The sequence below is a fragment of the Streptomyces sp. SirexAA-E genome (genome assembly GCF_000177195.2).
Taxonomy (GTDB): domain Bacteria; phylum Actinomycetota; class Actinomycetes; order Streptomycetales; family Streptomycetaceae; genus Streptomyces; species Streptomyces flavovirens.
Window position 1 is genome coordinate 2371446 of the sequence record NC_015953.1, and the last position, 23981, is coordinate 2395426.

The 23981-nt window shown below is 71.0% G+C and carries 18 protein-coding genes and 1 pseudogene; 5 read left to right on the top strand and 14 right to left on the bottom strand.

All coding sequences use genetic code 11. The annotated features are described in order from the left end of the window. Positions 1 to 3 precede the first annotated feature (3 nt). The 8 genes and pseudogenes from SACTE_RS10505 to SACTE_RS10535 form a co-directional block, all read right to left on the bottom strand. Positions 4 to 3588: a type I restriction endonuclease gene (locus SACTE_RS10505; RefSeq protein ID WP_202435040.1), complete on the bottom strand. Its 3585-nt coding sequence runs from the start codon at positions 3586 to 3588 to the stop codon at positions 4 to 6. A gap of 293 nt (positions 3589 to 3881) precedes the next feature. Next, positions 3882 to 4010 (bottom strand): hypothetical protein, encoded by a 129-nt coding sequence (locus tag SACTE_RS35565; RefSeq protein ID WP_019993759.1) that lies wholly within the window; start codon positions 4008 to 4010, stop codon positions 3882 to 3884. A 617-nt stretch (positions 4011 to 4627) separates the two neighbouring features. After that, positions 4628 to 5866: a restriction endonuclease subunit S gene (locus SACTE_RS10515; RefSeq protein WP_014046010.1), complete on the bottom strand. Its 1239-nt coding sequence runs from the start codon at positions 5864 to 5866 to the stop codon at positions 4628 to 4630. Continuing rightward, positions 5856 to 8516, bottom strand: coding sequence for a class I SAM-dependent DNA methyltransferase (locus tag SACTE_RS10520; RefSeq protein WP_014046011.1), 2661 nt, complete (start codon positions 8514 to 8516; stop codon positions 5856 to 5858). Before SACTE_RS10520 ends, SACTE_RS10515 begins: the two co-directional genes overlap by 11 nt. A gap of 90 nt (positions 8517 to 8606) precedes the next feature. Continuing rightward, the gene (locus SACTE_RS10525) at positions 8607 to 9221 is read right to left on the bottom strand and encodes an RloB family protein (RefSeq protein ID WP_019993758.1); all 615 of its coding nucleotides are present in this window, start codon (positions 9219 to 9221) and stop codon (positions 8607 to 8609) included. A 68-nt stretch (positions 9222 to 9289) separates the two neighbouring features. Beyond that, a complete protein-coding gene (locus SACTE_RS10530) occupies positions 9290 to 10552 on the bottom strand; it encodes an ATP-binding protein (protein ID WP_014046013.1) in 1263 nt (420 codons plus the stop codon). Positions 10553 to 10702: 150 nt separating this feature from the next. After that, positions 10703 to 10943, bottom strand: a pseudogene (locus tag SACTE_RS34955) (thiamine pyrophosphate-binding protein); the annotation flags it as partial. A 388-nt stretch (positions 10944 to 11331) separates the two neighbouring features. Next, the gene (locus SACTE_RS10535; RefSeq protein ID WP_014046014.1) at positions 11332 to 11667 is read right to left on the bottom strand and encodes a MerR family transcriptional regulator; all 336 of its coding nucleotides are present in this window, start codon (positions 11665 to 11667) and stop codon (positions 11332 to 11334) included. Between the two features lie 801 nt (positions 11668 to 12468). Between SACTE_RS10535 and SACTE_RS10540 the strand changes: the two genes are divergently transcribed. Then, on the top strand, positions 12469 to 12861 hold the full coding sequence (locus SACTE_RS10540) for an ATP-binding protein (protein WP_014046015.1): 393 nt from the start codon (positions 12469 to 12471) through the stop codon (positions 12859 to 12861). Between the two features lie 456 nt (positions 12862 to 13317). Here SACTE_RS10540 and SACTE_RS10545 read toward each other — a convergent pair whose 3' ends face one another. From SACTE_RS10545 to SACTE_RS10565, 5 genes are all read right to left on the bottom strand, one after another. Next, a complete protein-coding gene (locus SACTE_RS10545) occupies positions 13318 to 14169 on the bottom strand; it encodes a hypothetical protein (protein WP_014046016.1) in 852 nt (283 codons plus the stop codon). Beyond that, a complete protein-coding gene (locus SACTE_RS10550) occupies positions 14166 to 14780 on the bottom strand; it encodes an ABC transporter ATP-binding protein (RefSeq protein WP_014046017.1) in 615 nt (204 codons plus the stop codon). The genes SACTE_RS10545 and SACTE_RS10550 overlap by 4 nt, the downstream gene beginning before the upstream one ends. A 121-nt stretch (positions 14781 to 14901) precedes the next feature. After that, positions 14902 to 16215, bottom strand: a complete 1314-nt coding sequence (locus SACTE_RS10555; RefSeq protein WP_014046018.1) for a wax ester/triacylglycerol synthase domain-containing protein — start codon at positions 16213 to 16215, stop codon at positions 14902 to 14904. Positions 16216 to 16690: 475 nt separating this feature from the next. After that, positions 16691 to 17569 carry an NPP1 family protein gene (locus SACTE_RS10560; protein ID WP_014046019.1) on the bottom strand — a complete coding sequence of 293 codons (879 nt, stop codon included), beginning with the start codon at positions 17567 to 17569 and terminating at the stop codon, positions 16691 to 16693. A 127-nt stretch (positions 17570 to 17696) separates the two neighbouring features. Then, positions 17697 to 18404, bottom strand: coding sequence for an FCD domain-containing protein (locus SACTE_RS10565; RefSeq protein ID WP_014046020.1), 708 nt, complete (start codon positions 18402 to 18404; stop codon positions 17697 to 17699). 285 nt (positions 18405 to 18689) lie between these two features. Here SACTE_RS10565 and leuA point away from each other — a divergent pair, with 285 nt between their 5' ends. Continuing rightward, positions 18690 to 20387 (top strand): 2-isopropylmalate synthase, encoded by a 1698-nt coding sequence (gene leuA / locus SACTE_RS10570; RefSeq protein WP_050986401.1) that lies wholly within the window; start codon positions 18690 to 18692, stop codon positions 20385 to 20387. Further along, the gene (locus tag SACTE_RS10575; protein ID WP_014046022.1) at positions 20384 to 21241 is read left to right on the top strand and encodes an ATP-binding cassette domain-containing protein; all 858 of its coding nucleotides are present in this window, start codon (positions 20384 to 20386) and stop codon (positions 21239 to 21241) included. The genes leuA and SACTE_RS10575 overlap by 4 nt, the downstream gene beginning before the upstream one ends. Positions 21242 to 21294: 53 nt before the next feature. Here SACTE_RS10575 and SACTE_RS10580 read toward each other — a convergent pair whose 3' ends face one another. Next, positions 21295 to 21681: a MerR family transcriptional regulator gene (locus SACTE_RS10580; RefSeq protein WP_014046023.1), complete on the bottom strand. Its 387-nt coding sequence runs from the start codon at positions 21679 to 21681 to the stop codon at positions 21295 to 21297. 130 nt (positions 21682 to 21811) lie between these two features. Here SACTE_RS10580 and SACTE_RS10585 point away from each other — a divergent pair, with 130 nt between their 5' ends. Both SACTE_RS10585 and SACTE_RS10590 read left to right on the top strand, forming a co-directional pair. Then, positions 21812 to 22522, top strand: a complete 711-nt coding sequence (locus tag SACTE_RS10585) for an SDR family oxidoreductase (RefSeq protein ID WP_014046024.1) — start codon at positions 21812 to 21814, stop codon at positions 22520 to 22522. Positions 22523 to 22673: 151 nt separating this feature from the next. Further along, complete coding sequence (locus SACTE_RS10590; RefSeq protein WP_014046025.1) at positions 22674 to 23957, top strand: phosphoribosyltransferase family protein; 1284 nt, start codon at positions 22674 to 22676, stop codon at positions 23955 to 23957. Positions 23958 to 23981: the final 24 nt, after the last annotated feature.

Here is a 23981-nt window from a genome sequence, read left to right on the forward strand (position 1 = left end):
CGCCTATTCTCCTCTCGCCCTGCCCAGGAATTGGCGGCGGTTGTCGTTCGCGAAGGAGGCGAGTCGCTCGGCCATTGCCTTCAGCGGAGCCCAGTCCTTGCCCGCGGGCCGGAGCCCGCCCGCCAGCAGCCTTCCCTGGATGACCCCGGCCAAGGTGGCCAAGTCCTGGCTCTGCCCCTGGTAGGAGACCTTCACCATCGTCTCGGCCGCCACGTCGCACAGCTGACCGACGAGCGGGCGGATGTCGTCCCCGGTGTTCCTGACCTCACTGCTGTCCGCCATGAGCTGGACCAGCAGGCGGTAGGTCCTCTGCTCCAGCGGGCTGAGGCCGGCGACCTCCGGGTCCTCCTCGTACTCCTGCCTGGCCTCCTCGATCAGGCGTGCGAACTTCTCGGCCTGCTCCTCGAACCGGTCGGGAGTCATCCGGAGGATCTCCTCAAGGCGTTCCGACAGGCGCTGGTATTTCTCCGGGTCCTCCCGCCTGACCCGCTCCTCCAGGTGGAACCGCAGCGCGTGCCCCATTTCGGCCGCCGCCTCGCGGGGCGGCAGGCTGCGCACCGCGTCGTCGAAGCCGTCCGCGGTGATCCAGACGGGCGGAATCGCCTCCTCGATCTCCGGCCCCTCCAGATGCTCGGCGATCATGGCCCGGACCTTCCGGCCGTACCTGCGGAGGGTGAACGTGCCGCCCTCGGCGTCCCGGAACAGGCGGCGCACGCGCTTCTGGAGCAGCCCCCAGTGCCGGGCTTCGTTCACGTAGTCGAGGGCAGCCTCGTGCGGCAGTACGCGTTCCATCGTGTCCAGGAAGTCGTGCAGTGCCGTGTCGAACGCGAGCCGGGTGTCCTCGTCCTCGAACCGGTCCAGGGCGGCACGCAGCCGCACCGGGTCGGTCAGGTCGGCGTCCGTGACACCGAGGTCCCGGAGGAGGCCTCGCACGACGGCGGCGGCGGGTTCGAGACCTTCGATCTCCACCGACATGCTGCGCATCGTGTCGTGCTGGTCGGCCTCCCGGTATCCGGCCAGCGCCTTGTTCAGATGGCCGAAGACGCCGTAGTAGTCGACGACGTAGCCGATCTCCTTGCCCGGGTGCGGCCGGTTGACGCGGGCGACGGCCTGGAGCAGTTCGGCGCCGCGGATCGGGCGGTCCAGGTAGAGGACCTGCTCTCGGGGGGCGTCGAAGCCGGTGAGCAGCATCGACTTCACGATCAGCATCGCGATGGGGCTGTCGGGGTGCACCGGGTCGGGCACGATCCCGCGCGGGGACGCAGGGGGCTCTGTGACGGCGTGGGACCAGGGATGGTCCGCGTTCCGGTCGGCCGCCTCTGCTTCAAGGGGCGTGGTCGGCGGAGTCACCGCAGTCGTCGGGGTCCACACTGAGTCAGGGGGCAGCAGTGGGAACGCCTTCTGGAAGCGTGCGATGTACGCCTCCTGCCGCCTGGAGTCGGTCCACTCCGCCCACTGGCCGTGCTTGCTGCCGGTGCTCGGCGAGATGACGGGCACGAAGTCGACACGGCGCAGCAGGGCCCGGAACTGGTGGGCCTGGTGGAGATAGCGCAGCCGGCCCTCCAGCTTCTCCGGCGGAGTGCCGGCGACCGACTCGGGGTCGTAGCCGTCCAGTTCCTCCAGGAGCCGGTCGCGGGCCGCCCGCAGCGCGTGGTGGTACTCCACGGCGGCCTTCCGGCTGACGGCCGCGACCTGCGCCTTGAAGCCGCCGGGCAGCACGGTGGTCACCCAGTGCTTCAGCATGTCCTCGGCCTTGGCCGCGATCATGGGCTCGGACTCGGCGACGTCGCTTCCGGTGGGCCAGCGCTTCAGCAGCGCGGTCTTCTCCTCCGGCGTGCGGTCACGGACCAGGTCGTCGAACCGGCGGTCGAGGCTTGCCCCGTCCTTGACCTCTCCCTCACCGGTGCGCCCCTCGTAGCGGATGCGGACGACGACCTCATCATGCTCGGCGTCCTCCATCCGGTACTCATCCAGGAAACCGCGCGGGGAGTCACCGCGCCCGAAGATCCGGCGGGTGTCCTCCTCCCGCCCAGTGGTGATGGGCGTTCCGGTGAACCCGATCTTCGCCGCGTTCGGGATGGCTTTGCGCAGAGCGGCGTGCAGCACGCTGGTGTGCGAGCGGTGCGCCTCGTCGACCAGCACGAGCATGGCGGGGGACGTGTTGCACTCCGGGAAGTTAGGCACGGGCGGCGCCACCTCGGCGCGCGTACCGGCGCGGGTCCGCTCAGCCTCCGCGTACTCCTCCGCCAGGTCGCGGCCGTCCTCGTCCTGCTCGGCGTCCCCGGAGAAGGTGAGCCCGACCCCGTACTTCTGGATCATCCCGAACACGACCCGCCGACCGCCCGCCCGCAGCAGGCCCTCCAGTTCGGTGCGGGTGTCGGCCGTCACGACCTCGGACCCGCTCGTGTCCAGCGCCTCGGTGAGCTGCGTCTGCAACTGGGTGCGGTCGGTGACGACCACGACGGTGAACTCGCTCAGCCTCGGGTGCGAGTGGACCCGCCGGACGAGGAAGGTCATGGTCAGGCTCTTGCCGGAGCCCTGGGTGTGCCAGATGACGCCGCCGCGCTCGTCCTCGGTCGTCGGCCCGCTCCGGGCCCGCCCATCGAGCAGCCGCCGTACAGCCTTCTCGGCGGCCCGGTACTGCTGGTGACGGGCGACGGCCTTGACGGTCACCGTGGCGCCGGAGTCGGTCTCGACTGGCAGCTCGATCACGTAGTGCAGCACGATGTTGAGCAGCGCCGCGGGACGCAGTACCACGCCCACCAGCTTCTGCTGCTCGCCGAGTGCTGCCGGCGCGGACCCGTCGGCGTCCGGCACGGGCCCCGCCGTAAGGAGTTCACGCCGCAGGGTGCCGCCGTCCTCGGGCTCGACGCTGCGCCAGGGGTGGAAGTGCTCGGGACCGGAGGTGACCGTCCCCAGGTGGGCGGTCTCACCGGTCGCCGCAACGAGCAGCTGCACGGTGCGGAAGAGCTCGGGTACGCCGGCGGGCCGGGTTCCCTCCCCTGGACGGGCCCGCGCTCCCTCCTCCTTGACCGGGTTGCCCGCATAGTGCCGAAGGTCGAGAACAGCCTCGCGGACGGGCTCGGCGAGGTCGGGACTCTTGCACTCGACGGCGACGAGTGGGATGCCGTTCACGAAGAGGACGACGTCGAGGACGGAGTCCTTGCCCGCGCGATTCCTGACCCGGAGTTGGTCGACCACGGTGAAGTCGTTGAGACCGAGCCGGTCAGGATGCCACTCGATGTACTGCACCGTGGCCGATGCCCCGCCGTGCCCGGCGGAGGGCTTACTCAGCACGAGTCCGCTGAGCAGCAGTCCGGTGGCCGCCAGGTTGGCCTTGACGACCCCCTCGCCCAGCGGAACACGGGCGAGCGCCGAGATGGCGCGATCGACGTCGCTCGCGCCCATCCAGGGCACGCCGTCCAGGGCCCGGGTGTTAATCCGGCGCAGGGCAGGGTCGAGAAGGTCGGCGAGCAGGGGCGTGTCGACGTCGAGGGTGCCGATCTCGCGACCCGGCCGGTGCGTCCACCCCATCGCCTTGAGTTGCGCGACCAGCGGCCGCTCCACCTCGTCCCGCTCCACCTGCATCACCACGAGCCCACGCCTCTCCCGTACGTCCCCTGGAGATCCATTCTGCGCGGCGGGATGGGGGCACGCCAGGAGCACAGGAGAGAGAGCGGTGAACAGGGGTGTAAACGTACCGGATTGCGGTGGTGCGTCCGCGCGGAGGCTTGCTCCGGTCAGCGCTCGGCGGCGCTTCCGCAGGGGCCCCCGGCCTCCTTGTCTTCCCGCTCCGGAGCCGGAAGGCGGGCGCCCCTGCTGTGGGTCATCCGGACGACGTCCCGCCGGGCCTCGGTCATCCGGTCGCCCAGGAAGCGGAGTTACACGGAGGAGGCGCGGTGGTCGGCCAGCAGGTCGGCGGCGTGGGCGAGCAGCTCGGCGGCCATGTCGAGTACGAGGCCCTCGACGGTGTCGGCGACGCGGGAGATGCATCCGGTGGCGCCGCCCATGACGTAGCAAGACCTGCCCTCGAGCGTGGTCCAGGGCAGGAGCCGTCCCGCGTCTGCGGCCGACCGCGTCGTGTGCGTGGGGGGGGTCTGTCCCGGCAGTCTGCCTTGCGCGGCCGGGCACGCAGTCACCTCCACGCCGTGGATAAAGCGGAACCCGATGTCGACACTGTGCACGGCGAGGCACAGCGCAAACGCCGTTCGCGCTGCCGTCGGGCCTCCGCTCGACATTAGTGCTCCTCACCGGTGAGGAGGTAGTGAAATTGTGCGGTTGGCTCGAAAAGCGGAACGACGGCAACGTCGTCACCTCGCCCCGAGCCGACCGCACATTGACACGCGCCCTTCTCCGGGCGACAGCAGAGACGACAAACACCATGACTGAGCGCAGCATGTCAACCGCTCTGCGTGGGTTGCCGCAAGTCCTCTTTACAGCAACCTCGAGGGTGGCAGCTGGGTGGAGATACTGGACGCCCTCCCCTCGGGCCTCGCCGTCCGCGGCTCGAACACCCCGGACAGGGCAGCGGCCGTGTCCCCCGCGACGAGCTAGTCCACCTTCGTCACAGCCCTACGGTGCGGCGTCTTCCTCGCCTGACCCTCCCCCCGGCGGGGGCCCCTACTCCTCAGTCTCCGGCCACCGAAACGGCAACCCGCCTGGACAGCAAGTCGTCCACGAGTCCCACTTTCAGCTCGCGCAACTTCGTAAGCTCACCTTCCTCTTGAGCAATCTGCTCATCACACGAGCCGACCAGTTCGACCGTCCGTCGCTGCTCTTCCAGAGGGGGACAAGGAACAGGCATTGCCTTGAGCTGAGATGAGTTGATCGAGGCCAAATTCGTCGTCTGCTTGACAACTCGTAGAAAGTATCGGCGGCCAGCCGCTGATGACATATACAGACTGAGGAAGTGGGGGTCCAAGACTTCTTTGTCACAGCGAACACGGAAGACATGGTTCTGATTCAAGCAAGGATCGATCCGCCCATCCCAGACGGCACCGCGTCCCACTTTATCAAAATCCCCCCCCTCCGTGACCAGGACGTCATCGCGCCTTACCCGAAATCGCTCCATATCACTGGGCGTGACGCGCACCGACTTCATTTCGAGCGTCGAGATAAAACCGTCCTGCACGTTCGCCACGCGCAGATATGGAACCTCCAGTAGGGTGCCACCGGAGGAGATACCGCCGAGAGTGAGGCCACTACCCACATCAGCAAGCGAATCCAGCGCACGAAGTCGGGATGCCGGCGACCCATCTTCCACGTCCGCCCGAGAGAATTGTTCCGAGATGATCCCTTTCCGCACGCTTCGCAACTTGACGATCGACGCCTCGATGCGGCGTTCCAGCTCCGCAAGGCTATCGAGCACGGCGACAATCCGCTGCTGCATACCGGTTGGGAGCAGTGGAAATTTCAACGCCGCGAATCTATCACCGCCCAGATGTGCAATGCTGGTCGTCTGCTTGGCGATCGCAGCGAACACGCCAGACCGTAGCCAGTGCTCGAAAACCACCTGCGCGTAAGCCGAGAGGATGCAACCATTCGGCCGGAATCGAATCAGTGTATTCTGAAAACAAAACTCACCCTCTGCGCGGTCATAGATTGCACTACGCCCTACGAGTTCCAGACTCTGCCCCTCATTGAGCAAGATGTCACCGGGTTTGAGCCCGTATGTCACCCGCTCTGCGGGCGTGAAACCCATCTCATTTACGTCGACATATTCGATCCGGCCCAGATGAACATTCGCAACGCGCAAGTACGGGAACTGGCCTGCGGCCTCACGGCTGGACGGCGAAAGCTGCTTGCCCATACGGACTTCACCGAGTTCCCGCACTGGGACCCACTGCACGTCGGCACTAGTCGACATAACCCAGCTCCTTCAGGAACCCGTCCAGCCTAGCCGTCGCCCGCTCGCGGCCCTCGCGAATCTCGGCCAGCGAGACCGCGTACTTGCGCTCCCACGTCTCGTAGGACGTCGCCAACTCCCGTTGCCAGCGGACCACATGGCCGTTCAGCTTCGATGCGAGGTCGTCGCGGAGGAGAGCGAGCACGACCCGGCGCTCCGCGGCCGGGTCCAGCGCCGCGCGGGCGCGGAACAGCCGGGGCGGCTCCTCGCCCAGGGTGGGCGGGTCACTCGGGTAGGGGAACCAGAAGTCCGTTTCCAGGCGCTTGACCACCGCGCCCGCCTTCGCACGGTCCTTCTTCACGACGGCGATCTCCGCCAAAAGTGTCGCCAACTCCTCCGCTGAGAGGGTGACTTCCTCGACGTCGACGTCGGACTCCTCGCCGCCGTCAGCGTCGGCATCGGCGTTGGCCTCCGAACCCGCCGAGCCACCCCCTGCCACCGGCTCCTTCGGCAACCGTCCGTTGAGTTCCTTCCACTTCGCGTCGAGTTCCGCCTTGCGCGCGTCCGCTTCCTTCAGCTCCGTCAGGAAGTCGGGGGCGATCGCGGCGACAAGCTTGTGGTCGTATGCCTGACGCCGCTCCGCGGCGGTTCGCTTGCGCTCCTTCTGGGTGCGCGGGTCCTGCTCGGGGGCGAGCAGGGTCTCGACGTTCTCCACCCAGCCGTCGATCACGCCCGCGAACCCGTTCTCCGACAGGGCGAGCAGGTCGTACTTGGCCTCGTGCCACCACCCGGCGACCGCGCCCGCGAGCGCGTACCGGTCGAGGAGACCGACCTGGGTGAGCCGGTCGACGAAGGAGCCCATCAGCGAGCCGCGCAACCTCATCAGCGCGGCCTTGCGCTCGGAGGCGGTGGACTCGGCGAGCAGCTCCGGTGTCGCGGCCACCGCTTCCAGGTGCTTCGCCTCCGCCGCCCACCACTCGGCGAACGCGGCCCGCAGCTCCTCTTCGCGCGGCCGGGCGAGCGCGCCCAGGTCAGGGCGGGCGTCGGCCGGCCGGAAGTCCAGGTAGTCGGTGTCGGCGGGCGACCGCTCCGCGAACAGGTCGTCCGCCCCGATCCCGTACGCGCCGAGCAGCTCGCCCTTCGCCTCGATCTCCGCGCGCGGCACCCCGCCGACCAGGTGCGCCCTGACGTCCTGCGGCTCGGGTGGCGGCGTGTTGTCCACGTAGCGGCGGATGTTGAGGTTGTCGTCGTTCTCGGCGAGCTCCTCGCGGGTCACGACGCGCGAGAAGCCGGGCACCTCTGCGAACGTCCGGAACGTGGTCGTGATCTTCTCGGCGTGCTCGGGCAGCAGCACGTTCTGCGCCCGCTCGGCGTGGAACTCGCGGTCCGCGTTGATGAACAGGACCTTCCCCGCGCGCTCCGGCTCCCTCTCCGACCGGTCCCGGCCCTTGCAGCCCGGCGGGCGCAGCACCAGGATGCAGGCCGGGATGCCAGTGCCGTAGAAGAGGTTCGGAGCGAGGCCGATGACCGCCTCCACGGCGTCCTCGTCGAGCAGCTTCGTACGGATCTGCTGCTCGCCGCCGCCCCGGAACAGCACCCCGTGGGGCATGACGGTGATGACCATGCCGCCGCGCCCCTCCTTCTTGGTCTCCCAGAGCATGTGCTGGAGGAACATCAGGTCGGCCTTGCCGCGCTCGCTGGTCAGGCCGTAGTAGGTCCGCTCGGTCCTGTGCGCCAGGTCCGTGGCCGTGTAGTCCATCGAGAACGGCGGGTTGCTGAGCACGCCGTCGAAGCGGTCCGCGTCCGAGGTCGGGATATGGGTCGGCCTGGCCAGCGTGTCGCCGGTGGTCAGGTCGAAGCGGCGCACGCCGTGCAGGACCATGTTCATCGTGGACATGATCCAGGAGCCGCTGTTGGCGTCCTGGCCGGCGAAGAACATGTCGGAGGTGTCCCCGCCGTGCTCCTCCACGTACTCCGCGGCGTGGATGAGCATGCCTCCCGAGCCCACGCACGGGTCGTAGATCCGCATGCCCTGGGTGGGTGCGAGGAGTTCGACCATCATGCGCACCACCGCGCGCGGGGTGTAGAACTCGCCGCCCTTGCGGCCGGCCGAGTCAGCGAACTCCTTGATCAGGTACTCGTAGGCTGCGCCGATCAGGTCGGGAAACTCGAAGTCGTCCGTGCGCAGCCGGACCCGGCCAAAGTGCGCGATGAGGAGTTCCAGGCGCTTGTCGGCCAGCGTGGCCGTGCCCGCGGCCGCGCCGGAGCCGCCGATGCGGTTGAAGTCCAGATGGTCGAAGAGACCCGTGAGTTTCTCGTTCTGCCCTTCGAGAAGTTGAAGGGCAGGGCGCAGCACACTCTCGTTGATGTTGCGCGTGACGCCCGAGATCTCGTGCCACCTGGCCTTCTCGGGGACGAACAGCACGTCGCGTTCGCGGTACGGGGCCTCTTGCTCCAGAAAGGCGTCGAGTTCTTCGCCGTCGAAGCCCCAGTCCCTTTTCGCCTGCTCCTTGATCCGCTCCCGGGCCGCCTCGAACTCGTCATTGGCGCGCTTCAGGAAGAGCAGCCCGAAAATGTAGTCCTTGTACTCGGAGGCGTCCATCGTCCCCCTGAGGATGTCGGCTGCGGCGAACAGGTGCCGCTCCAACTGGGCGAGCGTGAGCTTGGCCACGTATGACTCCCTACGGCCTGAGATGACGGTCCGACCTTATGGCCGTCTGGCCCCATCCCGAAATCAGCGGAGGCCGGTCTGCAGGGGACGTCAGTAGGAGGCGATGCCGAGTGCGTCCTCGACGAAGGTATGCATGTCCGTGTACGGGTCGCGGTCGAACCTGGGCACATGGTCACCGTGCTGGTCGTTCATGCGTCGGGCGTTGTCCCGGGCCTGTGTGAACCTGCCGAGGACCTGGTCGGGAAGGACGAGCTTCGGATTGGCAGCGTCCTCACTGCCACGCTGGAAGGGCAGCCGGTCGGCCGCGAGATCGCACACCCCCTCGAACGAACCGGTGACCGCTTTGTAGTGGGCAAGCCGCCACACCTCGAAGCACGGATGCGAGAAGGCGACATGGACACCGGCCTCCTTGGCCAGTTTCATCGCCTCGGGGACACGCGGGTGGTTGTCGTGGTCGAAGAGACACCAGACCTGCGGCTGGGCGGCGGCGCCCTTCAGCTTCGCGCGCTTGGCTTCGCGGGTCTTCTCGCGCAGGAAGTCCGCCGCCATCTCGACGAGGTCGATCGGCTTGCGGTCGCTCTTCTTCTTTCGGTTGGCGATGCGCAGCTCGACCTTGGCGGCAGGGTTCTTCAGTACCCCCACCTCGGTGATGATGTCGAGGTACGAGGGCTCGGTCACCTCGCCCTCGGTGAAGACGAAGACCACCCGTCTCCGCTGTCCCGCCCCCCTCGAGGACCGTCCCAACGCGTCGTTTCCCCGCTGCGGCCTCGCCATCAGCTCTGTCCCGCCCCTTCGTACGCCCCGGTCTCCCGCGCCGTCGCCAACCGCCGCGCGATCTGCCCCTCGAGCAGGGACGGAACGCCGCCGAATGCCCCCGCGAGGTAGGAGTGGGTGAGGTCCTCATCCTCGCCCGGTTCCGCGTCCGTCAGCGGGTAGAGCTCGGTCGCCCCGTCCTTGTCCTTCTGCGTCAGCCACACCTGCCCGGGCTCCAGCAGCCGCCCCCCGCTGGGGGTGGTCAGCATCGTCGCGTCGTGGGAGGTAAAGACGAGCTGCGCACCCCTGGGATTCGCGAGGGGGTCGTGGAAGAGCCGCACAACCTCGGCGGCGAACCGGGAGTGCAGGCTGGCGTCGAGCTCGTCGATGAGCAGCACCGCGCCCTCGTCAAGGGCCAGCAGCAGCGGGCCCAGAAGGGCGAACCAGGAGCGGGTGCCGTAGGACTCCTCCGACCAGTCGAAGGCTACGTCCCCGCCCGCCGACCGGTGGGTCAGTTTCACCGAGCTCTTCCCCGGGTCCTCCTGCACGACAGAGGCCCCTGTGATGCCGAGATCCGCGACCCTGAGAAGTTCCTGGATCCGCTGGGCGCGGTCCCCGGCGAGCTCCCGGGTCGTGAACGCCTCGCGCTGAGGGCGTTCGGCCTCCGGGTCGATCGACCACAGATTGCGCCGGAACCAGTGGAAAAGCGGGGAGAGCTGCGGATGGTTGTCCGTGCCGGCCGTGGAGAGCAGCAGGGCGTTCGGCCGGGTGCGGCGCACGAGTTGGGATCGGTCGCGGACTCGGCCGCCCGGCCACCTGTAGACCTCGGTCCGGGACGCGTCGCGGTCCAGCCACTCCTGGCGGCGGCCGCGCGGGTAGCTGTGCAGCCACTCGGACTCGACCCGGTCGGCGCCGAGCTCGAAGCCGTAAGTCCAGCGGATGGAGTCGATGACGATGTCAACCTCGAAGAAGGACGGTTCATCCTCGCTCTTCGGGTTCAGCGCGAAAACGTGACGGGGGACGCCCTCGTAGGACGCCCAGCGAGCGTAGGAGTTGAGCACCGCGTGCCGCATGTCGCTGAGGGCGCTGAGCACGTTCGACTTGCCGGAAGCGTTCGCTCCGAAAACGGCGAGGAGCGGGAAGACTCCCACGGTTCCGCCGCCCGCCAGCTCCACCGGGTTCGCCGACCCGTCGACCCCGCTCTCGCCCTCGGGCGCGATGAAGGACAGTTCTTGTTCGTCACGCAGGGACCGCACGTTCGCCACGCGGAATCTCAGCAGCACACCGTCCTCCTCTCCGCATTCAGCCTAGTCGTGGCCTCTGACATCGGCCCGGCGGGTGGCACCTGGCCTGCGGTGCCGCCCCCGCGGACCGGAACATACCGTCCGGGACGGTCCGGTGGGAGGGTTTGGAGGATCTTGGTCCAGCTGCGCTCAGAGGCGGGTCGGGGCGAAGAGCTTCAGGGCCGCTGGGAGGACGACGACGGAGGGGCCGGGGTGGCGAGGGACTACGCGTGGTCAGCCTGGGGGTGGCGGGGGACAACAGTGTGGCCGGGATGCCGAAAGACTCGGCGAGAGCGGTGAAGTAGGGGCGGGCGAGCTCGGTGTGGGTGGTGGCGCCGACCGCGTCGGTCATGTACTCGCGCAGAACCCCGTAGCCGCCGTCGTTGACCACCGGCCCCCCGTACGGTCGAATCCCACATGCGTCCCACAAGACGCCTGATCACCTGTCAGCTAAGGGCTAAGTTGCAGGTCAAACGGGGTCTGAGCTATATGCAATGGGCGCCTTCTAAGCGCTTGGCCGCAGGTTCGAGTCCTGCCGGGGGCGCACATCGCGCACCGCAGTGAGGCCCTCCGATCCCGGGGGGCCTTCTCGCCGCCGGACGCACACGAGAGGGCGGCCCGCAGAGTGCGCGTAAGCGCCCGGGCAACGCCCCTCACGGAGGCGAGCCCCCTCAGGAACCCCGCACACAGCAGGACGCCCACGTCTTCGACGTGGGCGGAGGAGGACGTGCGAACGTCCTGCGGTGCGGGGTCCGTCGGTGGCCGGCGGGCGCGGCGCCTCAGGCCGCGGGTGGGCCGGGCGTCTGGGCGGTACGGCGGTATTCGGCGTTGATGCGCTGCGCCTCTTCGAGCTGGTCCTCGAGGATGACGATGCGGCAGGCGGCCTCGATGGGGGTGCCCTGGTCAACCAGCTCCCGGGCGCGGGCGGCCATGCGCAACTGGTAACGGGAGTAACGGCGGTGACCGCCCGCGGAGCGGAGCGGCGTGATGAGGCGGGCTTCGCCGACGGCGCGGAGGAAGCCCTGGGTGGTACCGAGCATCTCGGCGGCCCGGCCCATCGTGTAGGCGGGGTAGTCGTCGTCGTCGAGACGGTCGAACGAGTCGTCTGCTGTCATCGCACCTCTCTGTGGAACCCGTGTCGTGTCCGTGGAAACCCGTGTCCGTGGAAACCCGTGGAGGGGCCCTGGTGTCGGTCGACACCAGGGCCCCGAAGGAACTGCTACACCATCGGCCGACCTTGATACCTCGTCGGCCTTCTTGTTCCGCGTCGGCTCACCGGAACGTGAGCGTGCGCGGGGATCGCGGATGCGTGACCGGAGACCACCTGCCTATCGATGTCCTGCGGTACCCGGGCCCAGTGAATCCGCCCGGGCGATCCTGATGGCGCTCAACTCCTCCGTTCTTCCCTCTGGATGAACTGCCTTACCTTGCGGAACTGCGAACTGCTGGCACTGCTGGCACTGCTTGCACTGCTCATACCGCTGGTACTGCGACTACTGGTACTGCGACTGCTCCCGCGTGAACCGCGGGTCCTGCTCACGGCGGCCCCTGATCACTGCGGGCCACCCGGTCCGGCGGCCAGTCCCGTCGCCCGTCCTGCGTCTTCTCCGGCTTCGGAACTCCGCCACCGCACCGCACTGCGTACTGCCTGTACGGCTGCCCGGCAGTTCATCCCTGCCGGGCCTTGCTCGATCTCGGTTACAAGAGAAAACATACCCACAACGGTGCTCAATGTCTACTCTCGCCGCCATAGATTTCTGAGCGTCGAAAACGGAGGTAGTCGACCTCGTACAGAGAAGAGACCCACAGCGGCCCCGCTCCGGCCGGAGGTGGGACCGGGTTAGCCGGCCGCATGCAGGGCAGAGGCACTCGGTATACAGAGCCGGCATTGACGACCCAGAGACCGGGGTGACCTGATGGACACGATGAGCGTCAACGCCGCACTGGTGGATTCCGCAGCAGCCGTCGCCGAGACGCGCGACGCCACACGGGCCTTCCTCGCCTCACTGGAGCAGCCCGCCGTCGCACGCGAGGCCGCCGACACCGTCGTCCTGGTCGTCTCGGAGCTCGTCACCAACGCGCTGCGCCACGGCGGAGGTGCCTGCACGCTTCGTCTGACGGCCCACCGCGACACGATCGAGGTCGCCGTCGACGACCCCAGCCCCCGGGTGCCACGCATGCGCACTCCCGACCTGCGGGGCCGTGCCGGAGGGTTCGGCTGGCCCATGGTCAACGACCTCGCCGACGCCACCACCGTCGTCCGCAGGCCCGGGGGCGGCAAGACCGTGGGCGCCCTCCTCGGCCGGTGACGTCACGGCCCGGGTGTCCCGCGCCCGGCGCCCCGGTCCCGGGGGACGGGCCGGTGCGCCGGGCGGGGGGCATCAGGCACCGAGGCCCGTCACCGGCCGGTCTTCGCCCCCCGTTGCAGGCCCTGCGGCAGGTGGCGTCGGTGGCTTCCGCGTCGAGCTTCCGCATGGCGCTCCACCGGACCTTCGTGACCACCTTCTCCAGCTCCCGCGTCCGGGCGGGGACCTTCGGGGCGTACTGCTGGATCGTCTCGATCGGCGACGCGGCGAACGTGGCGCACGACATCCCCGTGGTGTTCCGGCAGCGGGTGTCCCGGCCCGTGTTCCGGCAGCGGGTGTCCCGGCCCGTGTTCCGGCAGCGGGTGTCCCGGCCCGTGTTCCGGCAGCGGGCGTCCAGGTCCATGGCCACCGCCTGGCCGTTCCGGGTGGCCCCGGGGCCGGGCGCGCACGAGGGACGCGCTACGCGGCCGTGCCGGGCTCCGCCGCACGCGCCGCCCCCTCCGCGCCCAGGCCGGGTCCGGAGCGCCCTGGTGTGCCCCGCTTCCGTTCCCGTGGAAGGGCGTCGCGGGTACGCCGGCGGAAGACCAGGAATCCGGCGAGGCCCGCCCCGGTGAGCCAGAGGAGCTGGATCGCGAGGCCCTGGGCCACCGACGCGTGGGAGAAGGCAGCGGACATGCTGGCCTGGACGGCCCCGTAGGAGGGCAGGAAGCGCACCACGCCGCTGTCCGACCCCGAGCTGGAGAGGGGGTTCTGCAGGGCGAGGTCGATGATGCTGATCATCAGGATGGCGAACATGCCCTCCACCTCACGGCGGAGCACCGACCCGAAGACGACTCCGAGCGCCCCGTAGGTCAGGGCCGCGCAGAACAGCGCGGTGGCGAGCATGAGGGGCTGCCGGGGGGACCAGGCGAAACCGGCGGCGGCCGTGGCGTACGCGGCGACGGCGGCGCAGACCAGGGTGAGCGCCGCGAGCTTGGAGAGGACCAGGTGGAAGCGCGGGTATCCCGCCATCGCCAGGCGCCGGTCGAAGGCGCCGCCCGTGAAGGTGGCGGCGAACATCATGAAGCCGGCGATGAGGGTGACCGCGTTCAGCGCGCCGGTGATCTGTGTGAGGTGGTTGCCGGGCGGGGAGAGGATCTCGCCCGTGGCCCGCAGCCGGAACGGCGCCGGCCGGTCGGGGATGGTCAGGTAGGCCAGCGCGATCCAGACGGGGATGTACACGACCACCAGCAGCATCGCGAAGCGGTTGCGGGCGTGCCCGATCAGCGCGTACCGGGAGGCCGTGGCGAACAGGGCCCAGTGCCGCCTCATGCCGCCGCCTCCGGATGCCGGTCCTGGGGCCGGAGGCGGCCGTCCTCCAGGCGCCACAGCTGGTCCAGCCGGTCGACGTCGTACGCCAGGTGGGAGACGACCAGCACCGAGCGTCCGGCGTCGCGCAGTCTCGTCGCCAGCTCCCAGAAGCGGAGATACGTCTCCCAGTCGAAACCCTGGTAGGGCTCGTCCAGCAGCAGCACGTCCGGATCGTGCATGAGGGCGAGGGTGAGGTTCAGCTTCTGCCGTGATCCGCCGCTGAGCCGTCCCGCCCGCCGGTCGAGGTACTCGGTGAAGGCCAGCGTCTCCATCACTTCCTCGGCCCGCCGCAGGTCGGCGAGGCCGAAGGCGTGCCGGAAGAAGTCCAGGTGCTGGCGGACGGTGAAGGAGTCGTCGAGGACGACGGACTGCGGGCAGTAGCCGAACCTGCCTCTGTGGTGCACCGTCCCCCGGTCCGGGGAGAGTTCGCCGGAGAGGATCTTCAGCAGCGTCGACTTGCCCGCGCCGTTCTCCCCGACGATCCCGGCGAGTACTCCGGGGCGCAGCCGGAGGTCGACCCCCCGCAGGACGGCGTGCTGCCGGTAGGAGTGGTGCACATCTGTGACGTCCATCGCGCTGCTCCGTCGTCCACGTCTTCCGGGTGGCGGCGGACCGGCCCCGCCTGTGTCCAACGAGCGGGCGTGGCAGGGGAAACGGCGCACCGACGGGTCCGTCCGACGGTGCCGGGCCGCCTCACGCCGGCGGCGTCTGCGCCAGCGCGCCCACGGCCTCCTCCCACAGTTCCGGCAGCAGCTCCCCCAGGGGCAGCGCCCGGTCGGCCACGAAGGACACCTCGGCCCAGCCGCCGAAGAACGACAGGCCCACGGCGAAGAGGTGTCCGGGCACGAGCAGGGGGAGCAGGGCGGTCCCCGTCACCTGGGTGTCACCCAGGCTGCCCTTGTCGGCGAGCGGCATGGAGGTGGCCATGACGTCGGTGACGCGCGGGGAGAACATGCTCCGCATGTACCACTCGGTCGGGCGGTTCGGCATGAAGCGGACCATGTCCTGGATGGCCTGCCGCCATGCCTCGCCCCGCAGCTTCCGGGTCCTCGCCATCACGCGGTCCAGTCGCCTCAGGGGCGCGTCGCCGTCCTCGGAGGCGTCCGCGCGTCCCGGCCCGGTCCCCAGGGGCAGTTCCAGGGGCACGGCGAAGCAGCGGTTGCCCCAGGTCTGCTCCTCGTCGGGGCGGCGCGCGTCGATGGGCACCAGCGCCGTCACCCGTGGGAGCGGTACGCCGGAGCGCTCCGACCAGACCGGCAACGCCCCCGCGAGCGCCGCGAGATGGACGTCGTGGGCCGATCCGCCGCGCGCCGCGCCGATCCGGCGGAGGGTGTCCGCCGGTACGCGGCCGCGCCACAGCCGCCTCTCCCCCGTGGGCTCGAAGGGGATGGCGGGCCGGGCGCCGCGGACGACGAGGGAGCCCGCGACGAACTTCGCGGTCAGCCCGAGGACCGTCCCCACCCGCCGGGGCAGAGGGGCCGGGCGGCCCTGATTCGGCACCGGCCGGGCCGACGGCTCCCCCTCGCCCAGCAGGGCGCGGAACGTCATCGCGGCGGCCGCACCGTCCTGGCAGGCGTGGTGGAAGCGGTAGCACACGGCGTACTCGTCGGCGGCGTGGCCGTGGATCAGCCAGACGCCCCAGTAGGCGCCGGGTGCGAACGGCGCGTTGAGCGCCAGGTTCAGGGCGGCGTCCCAGTCCTCGGGGCCGTCCGCGACCACCTCGTGGACCTGTCGGTCGACGGCGAAGTCCGCGTCCGGCCGCCAGCGGGGGCGCCGCGAGCCGCCCTCGACCCGGCTCGTCAGCAGGGGCAGGTGAGGCAGGCGCAGGCCCAGGTACGTGCGGAGGTCCGCCAGGCTCGGGGGCGGGCCGCTCAGATACGCGACGCCGCCGGCGTCCCAGCGGACGTCGGGGTGACGGCGTTCCATGCTGAGGAACGCGCGGTCGACCGCGTGGGCCGGGTGGCGGGGGGCGGGGACCGACGGGGCTGACGGCGGGGTCACGGGCATCGGGGACTCCAGTTCGTACCGACGGGGCGGGCGGGGGGCGCAGGGACGCGGGGAGGGCCGCCGGGCCGCCCCCGGAGCCGACGCGCCGGCCCGGACCGGATCAGCACGGTTTATACGCGGTCGCCGGGGCCGGCCGTGCCCGCCCGCGGGCCCCGGAGTGCGCCCTCGCCGCGCCGTACGTGCTCCGGTGTCCCGTACTCGGCGGCGCCCCGCCCCCGGGCGGCAACCCCTGGCCGTCGCCCACACGTTCACCCGAAGGAAGGACCCGGCCGGACGAGCCGCCCCGTCCGCGACGCGAGTGGTTCTTCCGGGCGCACTTCTTTCCCGACACGTGCGTCCACCGGGTGCGCGGCCTCGGCGTCCGCGTGGTCTCCGGCGTGGTCGCGGCGCCGTGAAGCGCCCCCGTGCGGAGGCCGGGCGCGCGGGTGCGCGCCGGCCTCCGCACGGGGGCGCGGGTACCGGATGACTGGTGGCGTCAGCCCCAGGGGTCGAAGGGGATGCCGGCCGGCTTGGAGTTGCTGAGCAGGTTGCGGAAGCGGTTGTCCTTGTCGGTGACCTTGATGGTCGCGGAGCCGAAGTCGGCGTTCATCAGGGTGTCCCGCAGCGCGGTGCTGGGAAAGCCGTTCCAGTCCACGATCGGGGGGTAACGCCAGGTGTGGTAGTGGTTCTCCGGCGGTTCGTCGTTGCCGTTGGCCAGGCGGAAGAAGTGCGTGCTCGCGCCGTCCTTGTGGTAGACGGTCTTCGGGTGCGTGCCGTCGAACCGCACCTGAGAGCGCGGGTAGGTCTTGACGGTGCTGTGCTGGGTCGTCGACACGTGCTCCACCTGGTTGGACGCCTGGTCGACCCAGGAGATGACGTGTTCGAAGTCGTGGCGGTGGCCGCCGAGGCCGCTGCCGTGCACAGCCTGGTCCTTCTCGAAGTAGCTGGCGTAGACGATCGCGCACCAGCCGTTGTTGCACAGGGAGCGGGCGTACGTCTGGGAGTTGTCCAGGTCCCACTGGTCGCGGCAGCTGCCGTTGATCGCGCCGGTCGTGTTCAGTCCTGTGGCGAGGGTGCCGTCCGGACCGATGGCGGGGGTGGCGTAGCAGCCGTCGCCGTCGTAGTCGTAGGCGGGCGAGAAGGTCTGCTCGTAACTCCCCGCGTTCTGGGGGAGGTTCTGCGGGGGGTCCGCGTGGGCCGCCGAGGCGGGCAGCAGGACGAACAGGGCGGCCGCGGCGAGCACCGCGCCGGCGCGGGCGAGCGGGCCCCTGCGGGGGCCGCGGCGCCGGGCGTCCGGCGGTCCGGGGGTTCCGGCCGGTGGGGGTGGCAGGTGCGTCAGGGCGGGGGTGGGGGTCCCTATCGACCGCTTCGGCATGCGTGTCTCTCCTCGGGGGGAATCGTCGGCCAAGCGGAGGCCATTGTTCCCTCATGAGGTGAACTAACGGTAGACGGCGTCCTGTTCGCAGTTTCCGGGCCGGCGACTCCGAGCCGCGCGCCGCGCGTCAGACCGTGCGCAGCCGCTCCAGCGTGGCGGCCAGTTCGTCGCGCAGGGTGCGGCCGGCCCGGTCCGGCTCCCCCGCGACGACCGCTTCCACCAGGGCGGCGTGGTCCGCGTCGCCGTGGTCGGGGTCGGCGGTCCGCAGGCCGAGGAGGTCCAGCATGTCGATGAGTCCGGTGCGCAGCACGGGCACGAACTGGGCGAACAGGCCGGTCAGTACGGGATTGTGGGCGGCGGCGACCACGGCGGCGTGCAGGGCGATGTCGGCGTCGACGAACGCGGCGTTGTCCGCGCTCCCCGCCGCTCGGCGCCCGGCCAGCGCTTCTTCCAGGGCGCGGACGTCCTCGTCCGTACGGCGCAGGGCGGCCAGGTGCGCGGCCTCGACCTCGATGGACATGCGGACCTCGTAGACGTCGGTGACGGCCGCGCGCCGCAGCTGGGTCGCCCAGTCCTCCTCGGGCTGTGTCGCGATGACGAAGACCCCGGCGCCCTGGCGCGGCTGGACGAGTCCGGCCCCGGCGAGCGCCCGCAGCGCCTCGCGGACGGTGGAGCGTCCGACACCCAGGGAGGCGGCCAGGGCGGTCTCGGCGGGGAGCTTCGTGCCCACCGGCCAGGACCCGTCGGCGATCTTCTCGCGCAGGCGCTCGGCGGCCTGCTCGACCAGGGGCGACGGCCTCAGAGCGGCCAGTTGCCCGAGCGGGCCCTGCGTCATGTCGTCCACCTTCCCGCACACCTCAGCTTGTCTGAGGAGTTGGTTCTCCCCTACTGTACCGGCATGCCGCAGCGCGAGCTCCTTCTCCTCGACTGCCGCTGCGGGGCCTGATCACGACCGGCCCCCCGCAGCGGAGGTCGGGCCATGCCGGTCACAGGACGGCCGAGTGAAAGAAGTTCCCCCGTGACTGTCACCACCGGGACCACGGCGTTCCCCACCCTGCGTACGCCCTCCGGCGGCGTCCCCGCCGACGCGCCGGCGTGGAATCCGCAGCGCCCCAGTTCCATGCCGCACCACCGCTACCGGCCCGCCGACGCCCGGGTCCCCCTGCCGTCGGCCGGCCGGAGCTGGCCCTCGCGGAGGCTGACCCGGGCCCCGCTGTGGGTGCCGGTGGACCTGCGGGACGGCAACCAGGCGCTGGCCGAGCCCATGGACGCCGCCCGCAAGCGCCGCATGTTCGACCTGCTGGTCGCCATGGGGTTCAAGGAGATCGAGGTCGGCTACCCCTCCGCCAGTGAGACCGACTTCGGTTTCGTACGGCACCTGGCCGAGAGCGGCGCGGTGCCCGACGACGTGACCGTGTCCGTCTTCACCGCCGCCCGCAGCGATCTGATCGACCGGACGATCGCCTCCGTCGAAGGGCTCCCCCGCACCCTGGTACACCTGTACACGGCCACCGCACCCGTCTGGCGGGACGTCGTCCTGGGCCGCTCCCGCGCCGAGCTGCACGCGATGATCACGGACGCGGCCACGCATCTGCTGCGGCGGGCCGGGGAACGGCCGGGCGCGGACATCCGGTTCGAGTTCTCCCCGGAGGTCTTCAACCTCACCGAGCCGGACTTCGTGCTGGAGGTCTGCGACAGCCTCACCGAGCTGTGGGAGGCGAGCCCCGACCGGCCGGTGGTCCACAACCTCCCGGCGACGGTGGAGATCGCCACCCCCAACGTGTACGCGGACCAGATCGAGTACATGCACCGGCATCTGGCCCGCCGGGACTCCGTGATCCTCTCCGTCCACCCGCACAACGACCGGGGCACCGGCGTCGCCTGCGCCGAACTGGCGGTGCTGGCGGGGGCGCAGCGGGTGGAGGGCTGCCTGTTCGGCAACGGCGAGCGCACCGGCAACGTCGACCTGGTCACGCTGGCCCTGAACCTGTTCGCGCAGGGGGTGGACCCGATGGTCGACTTCTCCGACATCGACGCCGTACGGGAGGTGGTGGAGCACTGCAACCGCCTGCCGGTGCACCCGCGCCACCCCTACGGCGGCGAGCTGGTGCACACGGCCTTCTCGGGCACCCACCAGGACGCCATCGCCAAGGGCATGGCCCGTCACGCGAAGCGCGCCGCCGAGCAGGGGGTCCCGGCCGCCGAGGCCCCGTGGGAGGTGCCCTACCTGCCGGTCGACCCGGGGGACATCGGGCGGACGTACGAGGAGGTCATCCGCATCAACTCGCAGTCGGGCAAGGGCGGCGTCGCCCATCTGCTGCGCGCCCACCACGGGCTGGACCTCCCGCAGGCGATGCGCCCGGACTTCTCGCGCACGGTGCAACGGGTGACCGACGGCACCGGGCGGGAACTGACCGCCGGAGAACTGGGGGAGCTCTTCCGCACCACCTACCTCGCCGCCGCCGGGCAGGGGTCCGTGGAGGCGGTGTCCTGGAGCACGGCCGAGACCGCGCCCGGCGTCCACACGTTCACCTGCGTCCTGCGGGTCGACGGGCGGGAGCACTCCTGCCGGGGCACCGGGAACGGCCCGCTGGCCGCCCTGACCGACGCGCTGCGCACGGCGGGGGTGACGGTCGGCGTCCTCGGCTACTGGGAGCACGCGACGACCGCCGGGCCCGACTCCCCCGCCGCCGCCTACGCCGAGTGCCGGGTGGACGGTGTCACGGCCTGGGGCGCCGGGTGGGACACCTCGGTGCTGACCGCGTCGGTCCACTCGGTCCTCTCCGCCGTCAACCGCGCCCGTGGGGGCCGGTCGTGAGCGCGGCGCCGCTGGTGGGCGCGGCCCGCCAAGACCCCGCCGCGGGCGAGGTCCCGGTCCTGTGCGCGCGGGGGGTGGAGGTCGTCCGGGACGGCCGGCCGATCCTGAGCGAGGTGTCGCTGACGGTGCGGGCCGGTGAGCACTGGGCGCTGCTCGGCGCCAACGGCGCGGGCAAGAGCACCCTGCTCGGTCTGCTCGGCGCCCTCTCCCATCCCACCCGTGGCACCGTGGACGTCCTCGGGCACCGGCTGGGGCGGGTGGACCTGCGCACCCTGCGGACGTACGTCGGCCATGTGGATCCCCAGCACGCCCTGCGCTCGCCGCTGAAGGTGCGCGACGTCGTGCTGACGGGGCTGACCAACAGCGTGGAACGGGTGCCCCGTTGGCGTCCGACGCCCGAGCAGCTGGCCGCGGCCGACGACCTGACCGGCCTGCTCGGCCTCGGGCACCGCCGGGAGGCGCTCTGGCCGACGCTGTCGCAGGGGGAACGCGGGCGCGCGCTCATCGCGCGGGCCCTCATGCCCCGCCCCCGGCTGCTTCTGCTCGACGAGCCGGCGACCGGGCTGGACGTGGCGGGGCGTGAGCAGCTCATCGAGCGGTTGGACACGCTCCGGCAGAGCCATCCGGAGCTGGCGTCGGTCCTGGTGACCCATCATCTGGAGGAGCTGCCGCCCGGGACGACGCACGCGATGCTGCTGCGGGACGGGCGGTGTCTGGCCTCGGGCCCGGTCGGGGAGGCGCTGACCAGCGACCTCGTGAGCCGCTGCTTCGGCCATCCGGTCCGGCTCTTCCGCGCCGAAGGGCGCTGGAGCGTACGCACCGGGCGGACGGCGACCGCACAGCGCACGGACTGACGCGTGCCCCTCGGTGGCCGGATCACCTCGGCCACCGGGGGTACGGCTCCGCGTCAGGAGCCGACCGGTGCGGAACCGGTGGCCCCGTCCCGCGTCAGGCCCGCGGCCAGGACCTGCTCGATCACCCGGTCCAGCTTGGCCTTGGCCTGCGCCAGCTCGTCCATGCGGACGCCGATGCGGTCGCGCTCGGTCAGGAGCCGGTCGAACATGCTCTGCGTCGCCGTGCCGGTGCTCACGCACGGCAGGAGCTCGACGATCGTCCTGCTGGACAGCCCGGCCGCGTAGAGCTGCTGGATCAGCTGGACCCGGTCCACGGCCCCGTCCGGGTAGTCGCGCTGCCCTCCGGGGGTGCGGTCCGCGTCCAGGAGGCTCTGTTCCTCGTAGTAGCGCAGGGCACGGACGCTCACCCCGGAGCGTCTGGCGAGCTCTCCGATCCGCATGGTTCGAAACTCCCTCCCGCCAGGACTTGCACCTGACGCCGACGTGAGGTTTTAGCGTAGCCATGTCCGAGCGGGAAGGCGAACACCGGGCGCCCCGACCACCGCCTCGGCCTCACGGAAGAAGCAGACCATGCAGATCGCAGGATCGACCGCCCTGGTGACCGGAGCGAACCGCGGCATCGGCCGCCACTTCGCCGAGCAGCTGGTGGCCCGGGGGGCGAAGAAGGTCTACGCGACCGCGCGCCGCCCCGAGAGCGTGGACCTCCCGGGCGTGGAGGTGCTGCGGCTCGACATCACCGATCCCGACTCGGTGGCCGCCGCCGCTCGCGCCGCCCAGGACGTGGACCTCCTGGTCAACAACGCGGGCATCTCCACCTACACCAACCTGGTGGACGGCGACCTCGACGCCGTCCACCGGGAGATGGACACCCACTTCTACGGCACGCTCCACGTGGTGCGGGCCTTCGCGCCGGTCCTGGCCGCCAACGGCGGCGGCGCGATCCTCAACGTCCTCTCCGCGCTGTCCTGGTTCTCCTACGACGGGACGAACGCGTACGCCGCGGCGAAGGCCGCCGAGTGGAGCCTCACCAACGGGGTGCGCATCGAACTGGCCCCCCGGGGGACCCTGGTGACCGGCCTGCACCTGGGGGCCGCCGACACCGACATCGCGGCCTCCTACACGGGCGAGAAGGCCGACCCCGCCGACATCGCGCGCGCCGGTCTGGACGGTGTGGCGGCCGGGGCGTTCGAAGTGGTCGCGGACGAGTGGAGCGCCCACGTCAAGGCGTCCCTGGCCGCCGCCCCGGAGCGGTTCTACGCGGACGCCCTGACCGCCGGCTGACCGGCCGCCCCACCGCATCCCGCCGCGCGGACGTCCGCCCCGAGTTGCCGGTCGCGCCCGGGTGGGATTGCTTCGAGGGTGAGGGCAGGCGGGAGCGGACGGGGCGGACGACGCCCGCCGAGAGATCCCGAGGACTCCGGAGGCGACCACAGTGCAGTTCACCGACCGTACGGACGCCGGACGCCGGCTCGCGGAGAAGCTCGGGCACCTGGGACCACGCGAACCGGTGGTCCTGGGGCTGCCCCGCGGCGGGGTCCCGGTGGCGTTCGAGGTGGCACGGGCGCTCGGCGCCCCCCTCGACGTGACCGTGGTCCGCAAGCTGGGCGTCCCCTACCACCCCGAGCTGGGCTTCGGGGCCATCGGGGAGGGCGGTGCGCGGGTCATCAGCGACGAGATCGTCCGCCACGCCGGGGTCCGCGAGCAGGACCTCGCGGCGGTCGAGCGCGCCGAGGAGGAGGAACTGACGCGACGGGCGCACGCCTACCGGAAGGGCCGGGAACGGCTCCCGCTGCGCGGGCGCGCGGTGATCGTGGTGGACGACGGGATCGCCACCGGCGCGACCGCCCGGGCGGCCTGCCAGGTGGTGCGGGCCCAGGGCGCCGCTCATGTCGTGCTGGCCGTCCCGGTGGCCTCGCCGGACGTCGTCGCCCGGCTGCGCGACGACGTGGACGAGGTGGTGTGCCTGTCCGCCCCGGCTCCGTTCTCCTCGGTCGGCGAGTGGTACCAGGACTTCTCACAGACCTCCGACCAGGAGGTGGTGGCCCTGCTGGCACGGGCGGGCGACGGCGGCCCGGCGGCCGAGACGGTCGAGGTGGAGGCGGGCGGCACCGGGCTGACCGGGGACCTCGTCCTGCCCGCGGCCACCGGCGGGGTGGTGGTGTTCGCGCACGGCTCGGGCAGCGGTCGCCACAGCCCGCGCAACCGTGCGGTGGCGAGGACACTGAACCGGGCCGGCCTCGGCACGCTGCTCCTGGACCTGCTGACGCCCGGGGAGGAGGCCGACCGGGCGAACGTCTTCGACATCGGCCTGCTCGCGGACCGGCTGGCAGACGCCACGCGGTGGCTGCGCCACCGGGTGGCCGTCCCGGTCGGCTCCTTCGGGGCGAGCACCGGTGCGGCCGCGGCACTGCGGGCCGCGGCCGCGACGGACTCGGGGATCGGCGCGGTGGTCTCCCGCGGCGGGCGCCCGGACCTCGCGGGTGCGGACCTGGCCGCCGTACGGGCACCGACGCTGCTGATCGTGGGCGGGGACGACACCACGGTGATCGACCTGAACCGGCGGGCGCGGGAGGCGCTGCACTGCGAGAACCGGCTGGAGATCGTCCCCGGTGCCACTCATCTCTTCGAGGAGCCGGGAGCTCTCGAACAGGTCGCGGAGCTGGCCCGGGACTGGTTCACCGCGCACCTGGTCCGGAAAGGGCCCGGCGGTCGTTGAGCCGGGCCCTATCCTTTCCGCACC

Bases quoted from the DNA above. Each gene is read 5' to 3' on its own strand.
- SACTE_RS10505 (WP_202435040.1), bottom strand. From the start codon at position 3,588: ATGCAGGTGGAGCGGGACGAGGTGGAGCGGCCGCTGGTCGCGCAACTC.
- SACTE_RS10535 (WP_014046014.1), bottom strand. From the start codon at position 11,667: ATGACAGCAGACGACTCGTTCGACCGTCTCGACGACGACGACTACCCC.
- SACTE_RS10580 (WP_014046023.1), bottom strand. From the start codon at position 21,681: ATGCGGATCGGAGAGCTCGCCAGACGCTCCGGGGTGAGCGTCCGTGCC.
- SACTE_RS10585 (WP_014046024.1), top strand. From the start codon at position 21,812: ATGCAGATCGCAGGATCGACCGCCCTGGTGACCGGAGCGAACCGCGGC.
- SACTE_RS10555 (WP_014046018.1), bottom strand. From the start codon at position 16,215: ATGCCCGTGACCCCGCCGTCAGCCCCGTCGGTCCCCGCCCCCCGCCAC.
- SACTE_RS10550 (WP_014046017.1), bottom strand. From the start codon at position 14,780: ATGGACGTCACAGATGTGCACCACTCCTACCGGCAGCACGCCGTCCTG.
- SACTE_RS10545 (WP_014046016.1), bottom strand. From the start codon at position 14,169: ATGAGGCGGCACTGGGCCCTGTTCGCCACGGCCTCCCGGTACGCGCTG.
- SACTE_RS10560 (WP_014046019.1), bottom strand. From the start codon at position 17,569: ATGCCGAAGCGGTCGATAGGGACCCCCACCCCCGCCCTGACGCACCTG.
- SACTE_RS35565 (WP_019993759.1), bottom strand. From the start codon at position 4,010: ATGGGCGGCGCCACCGGATGCATCTCCCGCGTCGCCGACACCGTCGAG.
- SACTE_RS10515 (WP_014046010.1), bottom strand. From the start codon at position 5,866: ATGTCGACTAGTGCCGACGTGCAGTGGGTCCCAGTGCGGGAACTCGGT.
- SACTE_RS10565 (WP_014046020.1), bottom strand. From the start codon at position 18,404: ATGACGCAGGGCCCGCTCGGGCAACTGGCCGCTCTGAGGCCGTCGCCC.
- leuA (WP_050986401.1), top strand. From the start codon at position 18,690: ATGCCGCACCACCGCTACCGGCCCGCCGACGCCCGGGTCCCCCTGCCG.
- SACTE_RS10540 (WP_014046015.1), top strand. From the start codon at position 12,469: ATGGACACGATGAGCGTCAACGCCGCACTGGTGGATTCCGCAGCAGCC.